We start from the raw sequence: 15,770 nt of genomic DNA, 5'->3' as shown, positions 1-15,770 counted from the left end.
AGTGCCCAGTAACGGTTAAAACTGTTCTAATGCAAGTGGGTATTAATTGTTTTGCCCATTTATAGAAGAAAATTACCTTTTAGTCAGGTGAAAAAAGGTGTCAAAAGATCATTCATTTTCTGATTTTGAATCAACAATTATGTCAGTTAAAGCAAACGAAAAAATATGGCGCTACATGACATTTAGTAAGTTTATTAATATGCTTACAACAAGTTCTTTATTTTTTGCTAGGGCAGATACATTTAACGACCAGCTTGAAGGGACAGTTAATCAACCTACAAGACAACGATTAATTGAAGAGTTTAATGGCTTCGGTGCTTTAGGGAATGTCCATTTAGATGAATGGGATAACATGGTTAAAGGTATGAGGAAGGACACATACCTTTCATGTTGGCATCTTAACGAAGTAGAGTCAAATATAATGTGGGCAACGTATACCAAAGGAGATTTTGGGATAGCGATTCAATCGGAATTTTCGGAATTAACAAAACCAATACTATGTTTTGGTTCCGTTGCTTTTGCAGGTAAAGTGGTTTATATAGATCAGGACTATGATACACATTCGATAACTGATCCAATGCATTTATATTTTAAAATTTGATTATCCAACTAACTCAGGATAGGTTATGGTTTCGGACAAAACACAACACTGAGCAAGTCGGTTGAACAATTCACTCTTTACCTCGCGGCGGTTGAATCGATAGCAAAATTCGTCTAAATACGCTTGTAAGTGCTTCGAATCAAGGCCATGGAACGTACCGCCAATAAAGGCTTTGGCGTTGGAAATCATGGTGTGCAGCCATTTCGAGCGGCTGGTGATCGTAACCTTCCTCTGCGAGCTTTCGATACGAACTGTAGGCATCGCTGCTGATGGTAGCACCGGGCTCGATATGGTGCCGTGCAAAATCGACCAGCGTCTTGCCTTTGACATTCGGGATGACCTTCATTTTCACATATTGCGGCGCTCCTTTCCTGTCCAGCGATACGGCTGCCAGTACGGGTGTTTGTTCCGTGCCGCGACCGCGTTTACCGCCTTCTGTCGGCGCTCCGAAGAACGCGTCATCCAGTTCAACAATGCCGGCAAGCGTATAGGAGGCATCGCGCTCGCCCATGGCCTTTCTCACTTTATGCTGGATCGTCCACGCGGTCTGATAGGCAATGCCAAGCTCCTCCGATAGATACGTCGCCGAAACGCCTCGCTTATCGTGAGCGATCAGAAAGATGGCCCAGAACCATTTCACGAGATCCGTACGCGTTTTCTCGAAAATCGTACCTGCAATGACAGTGGTTTGATGGCGGCAACGGACGCATTCAAACAGCGGCAGCTTACGTGTCGTGATCTCGTATGCCTTGTCATGCTGACATTTCGGACAACAGAAGCCGTCAGGCCACTTCATTTTCATAAGATGACGATGGCATGCCTCTTCCGTTTGGAATGCCTTTTGAAACTGGATGAGATTCATCGCTTCCTTCTTTGCCATCAAAACCACTCCCGAACATTTGTTTGATTTTAGTATACCAAACCTACGTTCGTGTTAAAAGAGGTTTCCTGAGTTAACTGGAGAATCAAATTTTAAAAAAGCTTCATGGTACAAAGGGGAAAACGAAGTTAGGGCGGTCTTATCTATGTGGAAAAATGAACAATATAAAAAGAACATTAAATTAGAAAGAGAGCGTCCAGTAGGTATTCCAGTAAAGGTTGATTTGACTGACTTAATACGACAAGTATATGTTCAGCCCAAATCTCCAAAATGGTTTGTTGATACTGTTAAAGATGTGCTAAAAAAAGTTTGGTGTCAACGATAAAGAGGTAAGGGAATCAAGATTATCAGAAAAATAACCTCATAAAAGAGAAGTTACATTTAAGGAGAAGAGGAACTGAATACAGAAGGTTTGTTGATGATGTCGAAGATGAATTTGCGAGCGATGAATAAATCAAATAACTAGAGAATCTGACAAAGAGCACATTTAATGTTTAGGCTAAAGGAGGGCTTCTATCTGGAGTCGAGAGGTATCGAAATCATCTTAGACACTGACGGAAGCACGCAAGTCCTTCAAATGCTGTCTAATTGCATCAACTTCAGACGGTACAATTGGTTCATTAAGCACTTAGATGCTTACGCAAATATCATTGCCAATGAGCCAATTTATCTAGATGGCATTGTGTCTGGAAATGTGCTTGAACGAGAAATAAATCGAATGGATTACTGTATCTTCGGAAAGTTTGTAGCAATTCCGGCAAAATTAAATAAAGGGAACCACGAGAATATTGATGTGAGCACATACGAAGAATTCGTTCAAAGTAATGCGGAAATCGTGATTTTGAATTGGGACGTTTATAATTTCGACATATATTGTAAGAGTGAAGAGACGATTCAAGAAATTGCTTTGAACGCTGAGCAGAGCGGATTGAAGTATGAACTAATTGATGAAAATGATTCACGGACAAGGTTAAATGTGTGGTAATGCGCATCAAGTGTAAACTATCCGAAAATGGGTAGCTTTTTTCTTTGTATTTGATGGTATAATGAACCAAATGGGATTAAGTGGAAGGGCGGAGCAAGATGAATACTGAATATACAGTGGGATGGGGAACTCTGGCTTTAATCAATGCTGGACTTGCACAGAGTAAAAATCGGAGTGGCTTGAACTGGTTTTTTATCTCATTGTTTATTGGCCCCATCGCCACACTTCTTATTGTTGTATGGGATAAAAAATGATGGGGTTAAATCCATTTTTCATGATAAAATAACGGTCGAATTTGACTGAATTTGGGCTGATTCGCTTTTTTTCATGGGTAAATTTTGCTGTTGAATATTCCGAGGCAGAGGAATGATTCTGTTATAAGGCTTTGTAGATATGACATATTGGAGCGGGTAAAGGGGAAATGAAGAAATGAGAAGTAAACAGGAGAACGGGGAAGATATGGAAATCATGTAATGAGATGTGTTTATTTTTTATTACTTTAATCCCACAATCGTTATATTATCGATGATCCTATAGACCTATAACCTTGTCGGTGGTATTATGGGGAGGAAAATATTACCGATGGGGTGAACTTCTAATGTTTGGTTTTTTTAAGAAAGACAAGAAAGACCAGATGGTTAGGGACAATGAAGAAGCAATTGAAATAAAGCAAGAGCCAATTAAAGAAAATGATTTGGCGCAAATAGAAGAAAATAAGTTGGAGCAACGAAAAAAGGAACTACAAGAGCGATATCCAAAAGAATTACTGGAAAAGAGAAGAGAAGAATTAGAAAAACGGGAGGAAGAATTAAAGCTAAAGAAAGAAGAGGAAAGTAAACGACTAGAGGAAGAACAACGTAAAAAAGAAGAGTTTGAACGAAAGCGTCAAGAGTATAAACAACAACAAGAGGAAAAGGCCAAGCTGTGGCAGCAACAAGAAGAACAAAGAAAACGAGATGAAGAGTTACAAAAAGAAGAACAATTAAAATTGGAAGAGCAAAAACGGATATTTGAAAGACAAGAACTGGTAAATAAAATTGTTCAGGGTGAAACCCTTGAAACTTATGTCGGTTTGGTAAAATGGTACGATGAAGATGAAAAATGATAAGGATAAAAAAATTTAAAGTTGGCCGCCTATCTTTAAAAAAATTATGTAGCAGAGATAAATTTGGTTGATGAATTATCGACAATCGAAGTCACAGTGAAGGAGAATCATTATTACATACAAACAGAAAATCATCAGTATTTTGATAGTGTAGTAGTATTTACGGATTCACAAAACATCATTCATAATTTTCTAGTCAATAACAAAGTGGCATATTCGGATAGAGAAATGAAAGATCAAGTTCTAATAATAGAAAATCATTTCGACGTGATGAATAGGGCATATATATTGAAACAGGACAAGTTTAACGACGAGGTAGAGGAAAGATTTTCTCGACTAATTAATAACGAAGAGATCAATACAATTATTTACAACTTCATCGAAAAAACGGATAAAATCTTTTTAACTAAGGCAAGCATTGTAGTTTTTGAACGAATGTTAAAATTTGGAAATAAAATTGGTCAATATACACTATTGTGTAACGATGATGAGTTCTCGAATACTTTAAAGTTTAGTAACGTATTAGATGGGTTTGAAGATGAGATTAACTTTGATACATTAAATAATTACTACACTGAAAAGTTTTTGAAATTAGTTAAAATAATTGATCGAAAGTATTCATTTTCATCAGAAATTTTAGGCATTTATGTTACATGGAAATTGCTAAGGGTTATAGTGACCCGTTATTTTCATGATATGTTTGATAAGGATTACAATCAATACTTTCATGGAGTCGATGATGCATCGTTAGAAGATTGCATTGAAAAATATGGTAATATTGACACTATTAATATTGATTCTGTAAATAATGCTGGAATCTTAACATACTATCTTATGTTCAAGGGGAAATTTAAAGATAATAGTCATTTTCTTAAATGTAATAAAGCCCTGATAAGTATGCTTTCTGATTTAATTGATAGAAAAAAGCTTGATGATTTTGAAAATTCATTATTGAAACAAGACACTAATAATAATTTTACAATTAATGACATCGACTTGATGGATGGACATGAGTTTGAACGTTTTATAGGCACATTATTTTCTAAAATGGGATATTCGACAGAAGTTACAAAAGGTTCAGGCGATCAAGGAGTAGACGTTATAGCTGAAAAAGATGGTAGAAAGTTTGGCATCCAAGCCAAGTGTTATTCCAGTGCAGTTACAAATAAAGCTATACAAGAAGTCGCGGCAGGAATAAGTCATTACAGATTAGACAAGGGAATCGTAATTACGAATAATTATTTTACTGAATCAGCAAGGGAATTAGCGGCTTCAAATGGAATTGTACTTTGGGATAGAACAATATTGAAAGAGAAGATTGATGAGTTGTTTTAGAATGGGAGTTGTAATATGAAAAAGTTAATCATCGGCATCATAATAGGAATTTCCATTACAGCAACATCATCGGTATTTGCAGATTCAGTAAAGGAATACATTCTTACTAAGATTGATTATCCGATTTTAGTAAAAGGAAAAGAGTATACGAACGCGGATTTACCTGCGCTCAATTATCAAGGAAATACCTATGTACCGTTGAAGGCAGTTGGAGACGTTCTAGGAGCCGCTGTGACGTGGAATGAGCAGTTGAAGAGAGTGGAGATAGGTGAGGTTGCTGTAAGCCCTGTAAACGGCGCTTCAGGTGCTTCTGGGCAAGGAACATCGAGTGCAGTGATTCAGACACCAACTGAATCGAAACCAGTACAATCCAATGTTCCTCAAATAGCAAAGAACTTGATCTTTGTTAATAATCAACAAGTCACTCCAGAAGTATTGTATAAACAAGGCAATGAATTTCTTGCTCCTATTCGGTTATTATCTGAGAGCCTAGGTGTCACGGCTACATGGAACGATAGCACTAAACAAATCACGTTTAAATCAGACAAGGATGTACTTGTATTAACAATTGGACTATCAACTGCTGTTTTTAATGGCAACACGCTATCAATGCCATTACCATTACAAATAAAAGATGGATCAACATTAGCTCCAATGAGATTTGTTATTGAAACATTTGGTGGAGCAATAAGTGTTGACGATGCTACGGGTAAGATTAATATTAAAGCTGTTTTATCTACTAATGGGAGTGATACTAACGCGAGTGATATTGAGAAAAGATTAAATATAAATTATTCCAAATTTAAAGAGGATTTTTCAATTGGTAAAAAAGAGTTGTCAGTAAGTAACATCGTTACAACGCAGGTGAAATACACTGGTTCACTTGATCAAAACTCTTTTTCAAAATATTGGAGTGATTTGGGGAATTTGAAAGATGAATATTTAAAAAAATATGCTGCTGAAGTACAAGCATTAAACCCTCAATATCCGTTAAGCATCGGCTTTGTGTATGGGGCGTCAAGTTCATTTTTAGCAAGTGGTTATGTTGAAAGTAATAATGTGGTCATTAATATGTATGTGGCTCCAAATCCTTTTCCAAGTAGTGATCAATTAAAATAATTCTCAATGAATCAGGTACGAAGGCACCACAGACCTATGAAGGTTTGATGCTTCTTTGATTTTTAGTCACTTCCAATAAAATCAGCATTTTAACCCCTCTCAAACGCCCAGATTTTGATTCTGAGGCGTGTTTTATTGTCGATATATAATAAAGCCAATAATAATGAAACATGGCTTAGAAGCCAGAATTGGGCGTTTGGTGACGTGGTAAAGGGTACGAATTTAGTTTCCATCCTTGGTTGTAAATAATCGGAAAATATTAGAGCTATGGCACAGGATGACCCAAATGATAACGGCAATTTCTTTATGTTATTTGATGGCTGAAGATTTTGAAACAAGCATACCAACTATTGACAACCTTATTGGGGAATTTATAATCAAAAATGGAAAGCAATTTAAGCAACGAACTTTCCAATCGGAAACCAACTAATAGTGGTAAAATACAATTACACTCATGAAGTAAAACCCTTGTCCTGCCTAGTGCTACACGATCAACATCTCGAAGTCGAAGCCGACCAACAGCGAATTTATCGCGATGGTCGCCGACAAGCTGCGGATCGAGCATAAGGTGTCTTAATCTTTCAAAAAAAGTATCGTACCACGCTTCATCGCTTGCTTTTTAGGCGATGAGTCCGTGGTACTTTTTTTGCATGCTGGCTTGTCAGCCATCCACTTGCGGTGCTCCGAGCGATTGAATCGGTGCGGGAAAGCAAATGATATATACGAAACTAAGAAAGGAGTGATTCACGTTTGAAGAAGCCGCTCATTTGTCTATCCGCAGCTTTGCTCTCATTATCGTTATTGGCAGGTTGTGCGAATAACAACGTAAGGACGCAGAGTGCCGATCAGTATCGCAGTACCAATCTCCGTCCGAACAACGCCGGCCTTTATCGGCCATTGGCGACCGGTACGACAACGGGTACAACGACCGGTACGACAACTGGAACAACCGGTACGACAACGGGAACGACCGGAACAACCGGTACGACAACGGGAACGGCCGGTACGGCGGGCGGCGCGGCAACAAGCACATTCACCGACGTGCCCAGCACCGAGTGGTATGCGGCATACGTAAACTGGGGGACCGAGTTGGGCATCATTGACGGCTACCCTGATGGAACGTTCAAGCCGGAAAATCCGCTCAAACGATCGGAACTTATAAAAATCATTAAAGCGTTGGCCGACGGCGGATATATCACCGCACCGTCGCGTGGAACGACTGGCGGTACAGCCGGAACGACGACAGGCGGCACCACCGGCACGGCTCCGTAACCATCCGAACAGACGCGGAATGTTGGCTTCTCATTCCGCGTCGTTTTTACATACGATACGAATTATTCCTGTTGGCGGATCGCCCGTCAACTAAAATTTCCATTTGTTCACACAATAGCCGATTAATTTTAATCCCTATTTAATCATCGCATCTTACACTAACGATATAGAATCCGAAACCAAAGGAAGTGAATGTCGGTGATAGTGGTGTACGATGTTGTCGTCAACGGCGAAGTGAAGGAAACGATCCGGCCGAAAACAGGGCGGTTGAAAAACGTTTATGCATACGTAAAAGAGCAAATTGCGCTAATGAAGCTGAAGTACGGCAACGGCATTGTGGTGACAAGAAGAATCGTGTTTTGACGTTAAGCGCTGAAAGAGCTGAGGGGCTCGTTCCGGAACTTGACTGCAACCGGATGACAACGGCATGGGCCGCCGAAGCTTTAACGATCGTGTGCCTTGATAGATAGTACATAATTGCCAGCTGGAGAAGGGGCGTGGGCCTCTTTTTTTGTTTTCTTAGGGTCAAAGTTTGCTGCCGACGGGGACAAAAAAAGGAGGTGAGCGGTTTATCTAGAATAATAAAGGGAAATCGACCAACAAAGGATGAGCAGAATGGAACAGCGTTTCGTGAGAGAATCCCGATGCTTCAAAACGTCCCGGGTGTTTCCGCCCGACGTCAACAACCATAATACTTTGTTCGGCGGCAAGCTGATGGCGTATATCGACGACATCGCCTCGATAGCCGCCACGAAGCATTGCCGCCGCTCGGTAGTGACAGCGTCGACGGATTCCGTCGACTTCCTGCACCCGATACGGCCGAGCGACTCGGTCTGCATGGAGGCGTTCGTCACGTGGACCGGACATTCGTCCATGGAAGTGTTCGTCAAAATTGTCAAGGAAGATTTGCTAAGCGGTGAGCGCCTTATTGCGGCGACGTCATTCCTGACGTTCGTGGCGCTCGACAATCAGAAGCGGCCGGTGCCGGTGCCCGCGGCGGTGCCTGAGACAGAGGAAGAAATCAAGCTGCACGAATCGGCGCCGCAGCGCGCGGAGATGCGCCGTCAGAGGAGAGAAGAGAGCAAGCGGCTGGCCGGCTTCCTGACCGTGAAACAGCCTTGGGAATGACGGGAAGGAGCCCGCGGGCCTTGTGAATTTTAATATTAAGCTCTCCATCATCGCCACTATCGTCGTCATTGCCGGCCTCGTTCTGCTGTATCAAAGAAGGGACGAGGAAGAGCGCCATCTTGCCTGGAAGCTGCTCGGCTGCTATGTGCTCGGCTCGTTCGTCTTCAATGTGATGAACGTCCCCGTTCCGCTCGGCATCGGCGTTTACCTTGTTTTCTTTCGTCCACGGAGCAATGCTGCCGTTAAGCGGTATGCGGCCTTTTTCGGCTTGTTGGTCGCCATCGTAGGGCATTTGTTCCCGGTTTAAAGGAGTGTTGGTTGTTTGCATATCAAATCGCGTGCAATCGTGTACGGAATCGTCGTATCCAACGCCGCGGCGGCGGTCATACTGCTGTTGACGAGCTGGGCGATCAAATCCGTGCACGGCTTCGGGCAAGGCTCTGCCATCTTCGTTTTATCCGAGTTCGTCCTGCTGCCGATGGCGATCGGCATGATCAATACGCGGTTTTGGCACGACGACGCTAGAGGGGAATAGCTGGTACCGGCTGTACGTGCAGCCGTCGCCTTATTTTCGCCTATGGTCCGATACGATCGTGCGCCAAGTCCATTTGCGGGTAATGGACCATATTCGGGAGTTGAGCGAAAAGAGGGCTTGACCGGCCCCCTCGTTACGGCGTGTGCCGGAACAGCTCGCGCACTTCAAGCCAATCGTTCACCCGCGTATACTTGGTTTCAAACACGTTGTGCGGTGCCGTGAACAAAATGCCTTCGCCGACGAAACCGGCAAAATGCCGGCTGTTGTCGTCGATCAAATAGTCGGCGCGAATGATGCTTTTATCGCCGCAAAAGACGATGTTCATGTCCGGAATAAAGGGGAAGTGCTGTTTCAGCCAGCGGTACTTGGCATGAAACGAGTTCGGCACTTCCATGGCCGCCGTAGCGATGTAAATGTCGTACCGCTCCTGCAGCTCGCGCAGCACTTCCTGGCTATGCTCCTTGACGCCGAGATCGGCGAAGAACTCCGGGTCCTCCAGAAGCCGGTACACCTCTTCGCCGCACTTGGCCACCTCGCGCAGCTTTTTGCCGTGCAAATGGTGCGGCGTCAAAGCGTCGTCATACCGCTCGTTATATTGCTGCAAATATTTGCCCATAAAATCGGCGATTACTTCGTCCATGTCGACTGCAATACGTTTCCTGATTGACATTTTCCGTGACCTCCCGCTTCATCGCTAATCGTCTGTGCTCAGTGTACCGGCTGGCAGCGGTTGCAGTCAAATCATCCGATATCAGAGCGAGAGGAGGGCAAACGATGCCGAACTATGCGCATTTCAGCCCGGATGCGACACGGCTGCTGGCGGAGAAGACCGGCAACCCCAGGCTGCAAGTGTTCGTGCGAATCGACCCGCAAGATAGCCGGAGCAGCTTTTTCCTGATCCCGTACCCTGACAAAATTATGCACGTTCCGTTTGCGGATTTAACTTATGACCCGCTCCGCTTCGACAGCTTGGTGGAGGCGCTGTACGGGGCCATCTACGAAGCATAGTTGCGCATGAAAAAGGGCCGTCCTGCTGTCATCGGCGATGACTTCGGGATGGCCCTGTTCGATCTCGACACGATCGATAATTACGCTTTCGTTTTGACGATCTGCAGCGCTTGTTCGGCGATCGTCGGCAGGAACTTCGTCATGCAGTTGCACAGGAAGTCTTTGCGGCAAACCGGGCACGGCTCCGTGAACAGACGGTTCACGTGAGTGGCGTGCTCCTCGCCGGATGGAGTGCGCTCGAACCCGATGCGGCATTGGCATCTGTCCTTGAGCACGGCGAGAACTTCGAACAGTCCGTTTTTCGGATTGTCGCTGACGATCTTGGCATCTACTACTTGCGGCGTATAAGCCATGGAAATTCCTCCTTATGGAACGACAACGATGGTTGCCAAGGGTAATTATGGGTGAAGTGAAGCGCGCATTAGTATATTATATAAGGAATGCAGCAATTATTCAATGGAGGCTAGGAGGCGGTCGCATTGATCCAATTTGACTATGCGCAAGCGGAGCCGAGCGGCGGCGGCTGGGAAGTGTACGTCGGTTTGCGTTTTCAGGACGAACCGGACGAGCTGTACGTCGCGCGGGTGCGTCTGTCCGCCGATGGCGCCGTGCTTGCCGCCGATCTGCTGTTTAATGGCATGGACTGCCGCTACGAGTGGCGGCCAGGCGAGCGGGATGCGGTGCTGCAATATGTGAAGGAGCAGCATCCCGAGCTGCTGCCGTGACGAAAGGGGCTGACCATGATGAAAATCCGCATCCGCCTGCGCGTACACGGCAAGGAAGCGGCAGCGGACGAAATCCGCATCGATGACGCCAAGCTGGAGCCGCTCGATCCGGACGAGAGGGAAGCCGCCGTCGAAGTCGCCGTCCGCTCGTGGGCCGACAAGGCTGTCGAGCTGGAATGGGAAACCGAAGACGAGCCGGAATGAAGCGCGGCGAAGTGGACAGCAGGCATCGCGCGTTGCGGCAGACGCAAGTGCCGGCACCGTCCGGCAGGAATACAATATGAAAAAAAGCTCCCTTCACGAGTCATCCGGCGGTGAAGGGAGCTTATTGCCGTGGGCGATGTATGTCAGCGAGCGTTGCTGGGCCGTCCGTTTGAATCGTTCGCGGCTTAATGCGGTCCCGGGGACAAACCGGTTTTGTGAAGCGCGTGTTCCCAGCTTGGATAGTAGTACAAGGCGTTTTTCATCAGATCGGGGTGCTGTTTTTTCACGTTCTTTTTGGCAAGCGATTCCCCGGAATCGTGCAGCCGGCTAATTTGCGTCAACACTTCATCTGCGCTCATGCTCTGTTCCACCTGGTCTTCACTCCTTGGTTTGAAATGGACATCTTTACCATTGTCGCCAAAACGAAGCGGGTGTAAACGCCGAGCGAGGCCATAAGTTATTTTCTGCGCTTCGCCTTGAACCGGGGAGCGACGTAGTTACGCTTGCGGTCGCGGTAAAAAATCCAGCCGCCGATAAAGGCGACGCCCGCCGCAAACAGCACAAGCCCGAGCAGCAGCTTGCCCCACTGCACGTGCGGATCGGTCTCCGCCGGACCGAATTGGGCGAAAAAGGCGTCCTTCATCGCAAGGAAGCCATACGTTGCCGCAAGGCCCGGAATGACAAGCATCATAATGGCAATAAATCGTGATAAAGCGGCTTTCATGCGATAACCTCCCGTGTCCGTCCAAGCCCGTAACTTATCATACAGCGGACCCCCCGCCCAGCGCAACGAAAATAGGCACTATATTTTGTATGGGGAAACAGGGTACAATAGGGTGGAATTGGATGGCGGGAGGAATGTTTTATGAGCAGCAAGCAGTATGATATCGTCGTGCTCGGCGGAGGAACAGGCGGCTATGTGGCGGCGGTCCGCGCTGCACAGCACGGCAAAACGGTGGCGATCGTGGAGCGGGACAAGCTGGGCGGCACATGCCTGCACCGCGGCTGCATCCCGAGCAAAGCGCTCTTGCGCAGCGCCGAGGTGCTGGCGACGATGAAGCGCGGCGAGGAGTACGGGATTGCCTTGGGCGGCCCGGTATCGCTCGACTTCGGCAAAGTGCAGCACCGCAAAAGCGCGATCGTCGAGCAATTGCATAAAGGCGTACAATTTTTGATGAAAAAATATAGCATCGACGTATACCGCGGCAACGGACGGCTGATCGGACCTTCGATCTTCTCCCCGCGCAGCGGCACCGTGTCGGTCGAAGTCGCGGAAGGCGAAATCGAAAATTTGGTGCCGCAGCACCTGATCATCGCCACAGGCTCCCATCCGCGCACGTTGCCCGGGCTTGAGATCGACGGCGAGCTCGTGCTGACGAGCGAAGAAGCGCTCGAGCTGGAGCAGCTGCCGAAGTCGCTCGTCATCGTCGGCGGCGGCGTCATCGGCGTCGAATGGGCGTCGATGATGAACGATTTCGGCGTAGACGTAACCATTGTCGAATTCGAAAAACGGCTCGTGCCGCTCGAAGATGCCGACGTGTCGCGCGAGCTGGAACGGTTGTTCAAAAAGCGCGGCATTCGCGTCCTGACCGGCGCCAAGCTGCTGCCGGAAACGCTTGTCAAGGACGGAGGGACGGCGCGGGTTCAGGCCGAGCAAAACGGCGCGGCGCTGCAGCTCGAAGCGGACAAGCTGCTCGTCAGCGTTGGCAGGGCCGGCAATGTCGACGGCTTTGGGCTGGAGGAGAACACCGATGTAAAGGTGGAGCGCGGGCTGATCAAGGTGAACGAGCATTTTCAGACGACGGAAGGCCATATTTACGCGATTGGCGACGTCATCGGCGGGCTGCAGCTGGCCCATGCGGCGATGCATGAGGCGGTGGCGGCGGTCGACCGTATTTGCGGTGAGGAACCGCACACCTACGAGCCGCACCTCGTGCCGCGCTGCATCTATACGCGGCCGGAAATCGCCAGCGTCGGCTGGACCGAAGAGCAGGCGAAGCAGCGCGGCTATGAGGTGAAGACAGGCAAGTTTTCGTTCAAGGCGATCGGCAAGGCACTTGTGCACGGCGAGGCGGACGGTTTCGTGAAGGTCGTCGCGGATGCGCGGACGAAAGACGTGCTGGGCGTGCACATGATCGGCCCGCACGTGACGGACATGATCAGCGAGGCTGCGCTGGCGCAGCTGCTGAACGCCGCTTCGTGGGAAGTCGGGATGACGATTCACCCGCATCCGACGCTCTCCGAGGCGCTTGGCGAAGCGATGCTGGCCGTTGACGGCAAGTCGACCTCCATGTAACTTGGGGCAGCGAGAAAGTCTCTTCAATTGCGGCTTGAGCGGTACCCGCTCACAGGCTGCAGCCGCTGATGGATTGCGGGAACGAATCCGGATTGGCGAATAGAGTTGCAGGCAAGTTCCCCGCGGTTTATAATATACTTATAACGCCTAGTATTAGTACCAGGTATTAAAAATCAAACGGGAACCGAAGGAGGAATACTCCGTGTCGATTGGGCAAACGACGAAGCACCGGACGTTAGGATTGACGGATGAGCAGGTTGTGCATATGTATCGCAACATGTTGACGGCCCGCAAGTTCGACGAACGGTGCTTGCTGCTGCAGCGAGCCGGCAAAATTCCGTTCCACGTATCGGGAATAGGGCAAGAGGCAGCTCAAGTGGGAGCGGCTTTCGCGCTGGAGCACGGCCGGGACTTTTTCCTGCCATATTATCGGGATTACGCGTTCGTCCTCAGCGTCGGCATGACGCTCAAGGATTTGATGCTGGCGGCGTTCACCAAGGCGGAAGATCCGAACAGCGGGGGCCGGCAAATGCCCGGACATTTCAGCCATAAACGGCTCGGCATCGTGACCGGCTCAAGCCCGGTATCGACGCAGGTGCCGCACGCTGTAGGCATCGCATTGGCAGGCAAAATGAAGCGGCAAAGCTTCGTCTCCTTCACTACTTACGGAGAAGGCTCGAGCAATCAAGGCGACGTCCATGAAGGCATGAATTTTGCCGGAGTACATAAGCTCCCGGTCATTTTCATGTGCGAGAACAACCAGTACGCCATTTCGGTGCCGCTGCACAAGCAAGTCGCCGGGCGGATCGTCGACCGTGCGCTCGGCTACGGCTTCCCCGGCGTGCGGGTCGACGGCACGAACGTGCTGGAAGTATACGAAGCGGTCAAAGAAGCCCGGGAGCGGGCGCTGCGCGGCGACGGACCGACGCTGATCGAAGCGGTCATGTACCGCATTGCGCCGCACTCCACGTCCGACGACGATATGCTGTACCGGACGAAAGAAGAAGTCGAGTACCACCGCGAGCGCGATCCGGTGTCGATGATGAAACAATATTTGCTTGACAGCGGTTTGTGGAGCGAAGCGCAAGACGAGGCGCTGCAAGCCGAAATCAAGCGCGAAATGAACGAAGCGACGCAGTATGGCGATTTGGCGCCGTATCCGAAACCGGAAGATACGCTGACGCACGTCTATGCCGACGAACGGGAGGACCGGGACCAATGGCTGTAATCACATACCTGGAAGCGATTCGTTCGGCGATGGATGAAGAGATGGCGCGCAGCGGCGACGTATTCGTGCTCGGCGAGGATGTCGGCAAAGGCGGCGTGCTCAACGCCACGAAAGGCCTTCGCGACAAGTTCGGCGAGGACCGCGTGCTCGATACGCCGCTGGCCGAGTCGGCAATCGTCGGCGTTGCTATCGGCGCCGCGATGTACGGCATGCGACCGGTCGCGGAAATGCAGTTTGCCGACTTCATTTTTCCGGCTACGAACCAGATCATCAGCGAAGCGGCAAAAATCCGCTACCGCTCGAACAACGACTGGAACTGTCCGATCGTGATCCGGGCGCCGTACGGGGCGACGGGCGGCGGCGCGCTGTACCATTCGCAGTGCCCGGAGTCGGTGTTTTTCGGCACGCCGGGGCTGAAAATCGTCGCTCCTTCCAACCCGTACGACGCGAAAGGACTGCTCAAGGCGGCGATCCGCGATCCGGACCCCGTGCTGTTCTTCGAGCATAAAAAATGTTACTTGGGCGTAACCGGGCCAGTGCCCGACGAAGATTACATCGTGCCGATCGGCAAAGCGGACGTGAAGCGCGAAGGGCGCGACATTACCGTCATCAGCTACGGCTTGACGGTGCAGTACGCGCTTCAGGCCGCCGAACAGCTGGCCAAGGAAGGCTACAGCGCGCACATACTCGATTTGCGCACGCTGCAGCCGCTCGATGTGCCGGCCATTCTCGAAGCCGCATCGCGCACCGGCAAAGTGCTGATCGCGCATGAGGACAACAAGACGGGCGGCGTCGGCGCGGAAGTGGCGGCGCTTATCGCCGAGGAGCTGCTGTACGATCTGGATGCGCCGGTGATGCGGGTGTGCGGGCCGGACGTGCCGGCCGTCGGCATGAACCCGCCGATGGAGAAGTTTTTCTTGCCGAGCGTCGACAAAATGCTGGACGCGATGCGCAAGCTGGCCCAGTATTGAGATTTGGCGAGGTTGTTGACGGCCCCATCGGCCTTATTGCGTTGTTTGTGAAACGGCGATTTAATGACGATTGACGGCCGGCGGCTGGAGTTTGGCGACAGTTTGGCGGCCCGTCAAGTTTGGGGGATGGAAATGAGCGAGTCCAATGGAAATATCGTCGAGGTGACGGTGCCGCATTTGGCGGAAAGCCTCGTATCGGCGACGGTCGGAACGTGGCTGAAGCAGCCGGGCGACACGGTCGAGCAATACGACGTGCTCTGCGAGCTGTTTACGGAGAAGGTTGACGGCCCCATCGGCCTTATTGCGTTGTTTGTGAAACGGCGATTTAATGACGATTGACGGCCGGCGGCTGGAGTTTGGCGACAGTTTGGCGGCCCG

At 48.7% G+C, this 15,770-nt stretch carries 22 protein-coding genes and 3 pseudogenes; 20 read left to right on the top strand and 5 right to left on the bottom strand.

Going from position 1 to position 15,770, the window contains the following annotated elements:
* The first annotated feature begins 97 nt into the window (after window positions 1-97).
* The gene (locus tag SD70_RS25995; RefSeq protein WP_052487891.1) at window positions 98-601 is read left to right on the top strand and encodes a hypothetical protein; all 504 of its coding nucleotides are present in this window, start codon (window positions 98-100) and stop codon (window positions 599-601) included.
* On the opposite strand, the pseudogene SD70_RS25990 reads toward SD70_RS25995, so the two are convergent.
* Window positions 602-1,397, bottom strand: a pseudogene (locus SD70_RS25990) (IS1595 family transposase).
* Between the two features lie 229 nt (window positions 1,398-1,626).
* On the opposite strand from SD70_RS25990, the gene SD70_RS36380 reads away from it, so the two are divergent.
* The 12 genes and pseudogenes from SD70_RS36380 (at window position 1,627) to SD70_RS25945 (ending at window position 8,960) form a co-directional block, all read left to right on the top strand.
* Window positions 1,627-1,806 (top strand): hypothetical protein, encoded by a 180-nt coding sequence (locus SD70_RS36380; RefSeq protein ID WP_156158192.1) that lies wholly within the window; start codon window positions 1,627-1,629, stop codon window positions 1,804-1,806.
* A gap of 165 nt (window positions 1,807-1,971) precedes the next feature.
* Window positions 1,972-2,466 carry a DUF2691 family protein gene (locus tag SD70_RS33980; protein ID WP_052487889.1) on the top strand — a complete coding sequence of 165 codons (495 nt, stop codon included), beginning with the start codon at window positions 1,972-1,974 and terminating at the stop codon, window positions 2,464-2,466.
* Between the two features lie 98 nt (window positions 2,467-2,564).
* The gene (locus SD70_RS37200) at window positions 2,565-2,720 is read left to right on the top strand and encodes a hypothetical protein (RefSeq protein ID WP_197081190.1); all 156 of its coding nucleotides are present in this window, start codon (window positions 2,565-2,567) and stop codon (window positions 2,718-2,720) included.
* A 344-nt stretch (window positions 2,721-3,064) separates the two neighbouring features.
* Window positions 3,065-3,571 (top strand): hypothetical protein, encoded by a 507-nt coding sequence (locus tag SD70_RS25980; RefSeq protein ID WP_041051061.1) that lies wholly within the window; start codon window positions 3,065-3,067, stop codon window positions 3,569-3,571.
* A 63-nt stretch (window positions 3,572-3,634) separates the two neighbouring features.
* Window positions 3,635-4,906: a restriction endonuclease gene (locus tag SD70_RS37195; protein ID WP_052487888.1), complete on the top strand. Its 1,272-nt coding sequence runs from the start codon at window positions 3,635-3,637 to the stop codon at window positions 4,904-4,906.
* Window positions 4,907-4,921: 15 nt separating this feature from the next.
* Complete coding sequence (locus SD70_RS25970) at window positions 4,922-6,025, top strand: stalk domain-containing protein (protein ID WP_041051059.1); 1,104 nt, start codon at window positions 4,922-4,924, stop codon at window positions 6,023-6,025.
* A gap of 484 nt (window positions 6,026-6,509) precedes the next feature.
* Window positions 6,510-6,602, top strand: a pseudogene (locus SD70_RS36370) (sporulation transcription factor Spo0A); the annotation flags it as partial.
* 173 nt (window positions 6,603-6,775) lie between these two features.
* Window positions 6,776-7,297 carry an S-layer homology domain-containing protein gene (locus tag SD70_RS35330; protein WP_082053663.1) on the top strand — a complete coding sequence of 174 codons (522 nt, stop codon included), beginning with the start codon at window positions 6,776-6,778 and terminating at the stop codon, window positions 7,295-7,297.
* 198 nt (window positions 7,298-7,495) lie between these two features.
* Window positions 7,496-7,660: a mechanosensitive ion channel protein MscL gene (locus tag SD70_RS25960; RefSeq protein WP_231571543.1), complete on the top strand. Its 165-nt coding sequence runs from the start codon at window positions 7,496-7,498 to the stop codon at window positions 7,658-7,660.
* A 252-nt stretch (window positions 7,661-7,912) separates the two neighbouring features.
* Window positions 7,913-8,425 (top strand): acyl-CoA thioesterase, encoded by a 513-nt coding sequence (locus tag SD70_RS25955; RefSeq protein WP_041051055.1) that lies wholly within the window; start codon window positions 7,913-7,915, stop codon window positions 8,423-8,425.
* Between the two features lie 22 nt (window positions 8,426-8,447).
* Entirely contained in the window at window positions 8,448-8,732 is a 285-nt protein-coding gene (locus SD70_RS25950; RefSeq protein WP_041051054.1) for a hypothetical protein, read from the top strand.
* 15 nt (window positions 8,733-8,747) lie between these two features.
* A complete protein-coding gene (locus tag SD70_RS25945; protein WP_041051052.1) occupies window positions 8,748-8,960 on the top strand; it encodes a hypothetical protein in 213 nt (70 codons plus the stop codon).
* 133 nt (window positions 8,961-9,093) lie between these two features.
* On the opposite strand, the gene SD70_RS25940 is transcribed toward SD70_RS25945, so the two are convergent.
* Entirely contained in the window at window positions 9,094-9,630 is a 537-nt protein-coding gene (locus SD70_RS25940; protein ID WP_041051050.1) for a 5' nucleotidase, NT5C type, read from the bottom strand.
* Window positions 9,631-9,734: 104 nt separating this feature from the next.
* Between SD70_RS25940 and SD70_RS25935 the strand changes: the two genes are divergently transcribed.
* The gene (locus SD70_RS25935) at window positions 9,735-9,968 is read left to right on the top strand and encodes a hypothetical protein (protein WP_041051048.1); all 234 of its coding nucleotides are present in this window, start codon (window positions 9,735-9,737) and stop codon (window positions 9,966-9,968) included.
* An 80-nt stretch (window positions 9,969-10,048) separates the two neighbouring features.
* On the opposite strand, the gene SD70_RS25930 is transcribed toward SD70_RS25935, so the two are convergent.
* Complete coding sequence (locus SD70_RS25930) at window positions 10,049-10,321, bottom strand: hypothetical protein (protein ID WP_041051046.1); 273 nt, start codon at window positions 10,319-10,321, stop codon at window positions 10,049-10,051.
* 126 nt (window positions 10,322-10,447) lie between these two features.
* Between SD70_RS25930 and SD70_RS25925 the strand changes: the two genes are divergently transcribed.
* Window positions 10,448-10,693, top strand: coding sequence for a hypothetical protein (locus tag SD70_RS25925; RefSeq protein WP_041051044.1), 246 nt, complete (start codon window positions 10,448-10,450; stop codon window positions 10,691-10,693).
* A 15-nt stretch (window positions 10,694-10,708) separates the two neighbouring features.
* The gene (locus SD70_RS25920; protein WP_156158191.1) at window positions 10,709-10,897 is read left to right on the top strand and encodes a DUF7167 family protein; all 189 of its coding nucleotides are present in this window, start codon (window positions 10,709-10,711) and stop codon (window positions 10,895-10,897) included.
* A 185-nt stretch (window positions 10,898-11,082) separates the two neighbouring features.
* Here SD70_RS25920 and SD70_RS25915 read toward each other — a convergent pair whose 3' ends face one another.
* Both SD70_RS25915 and SD70_RS25910 read right to left on the bottom strand, forming a co-directional pair.
* The gene (locus SD70_RS25915; RefSeq protein ID WP_231571541.1) at window positions 11,083-11,256 is read right to left on the bottom strand and encodes a hypothetical protein; all 174 of its coding nucleotides are present in this window, start codon (window positions 11,254-11,256) and stop codon (window positions 11,083-11,085) included.
* A gap of 98 nt (window positions 11,257-11,354) precedes the next feature.
* Window positions 11,355-11,621 (bottom strand): DUF2627 domain-containing protein, encoded by a 267-nt coding sequence (locus SD70_RS25910; RefSeq protein WP_041051038.1) that lies wholly within the window; start codon window positions 11,619-11,621, stop codon window positions 11,355-11,357.
* A 141-nt stretch (window positions 11,622-11,762) separates the two neighbouring features.
* On the opposite strand from SD70_RS25910, the gene lpdA reads away from it, so the two are divergent.
* The 4 genes and pseudogenes from lpdA to SD70_RS35325 all read left to right on the top strand — a co-directional run.
* Window positions 11,763-13,193 carry a dihydrolipoyl dehydrogenase gene (gene lpdA, locus SD70_RS25905; protein WP_041051036.1) on the top strand — a complete coding sequence of 477 codons (1,431 nt, stop codon included), beginning with the start codon at window positions 11,763-11,765 and terminating at the stop codon, window positions 13,191-13,193.
* Between the two features lie 202 nt (window positions 13,194-13,395).
* Entirely contained in the window at window positions 13,396-14,421 is a 1,026-nt protein-coding gene (locus SD70_RS25900; protein WP_041051035.1) for a thiamine pyrophosphate-dependent dehydrogenase E1 component subunit alpha, read from the top strand.
* Window positions 14,412-15,392, top strand: coding sequence for an alpha-ketoacid dehydrogenase subunit beta (locus SD70_RS25895; RefSeq protein ID WP_041051033.1), 981 nt, complete (start codon window positions 14,412-14,414; stop codon window positions 15,390-15,392). The genes SD70_RS25900 and SD70_RS25895 overlap by 10 nt, the downstream gene beginning before the upstream one ends.
* A 132-nt stretch (window positions 15,393-15,524) precedes the next feature.
* A pseudogene (locus SD70_RS35325) lies at window positions 15,525-15,674 on the top strand (biotin/lipoyl-containing protein); the annotation flags it as partial.
* Window positions 15,675-15,770: the final 96 nt, after the last annotated feature.

It is taken from the genome of Gordoniibacillus kamchatkensis (assembly GCF_000829455.1).
Taxonomy (GTDB): Bacteria; Bacillota; Bacilli; order Paenibacillales; family NBRC-103111; genus Gordoniibacillus; species Gordoniibacillus kamchatkensis.
This window is presented reverse-complemented; position numbering and strand designations above follow the sequence as displayed.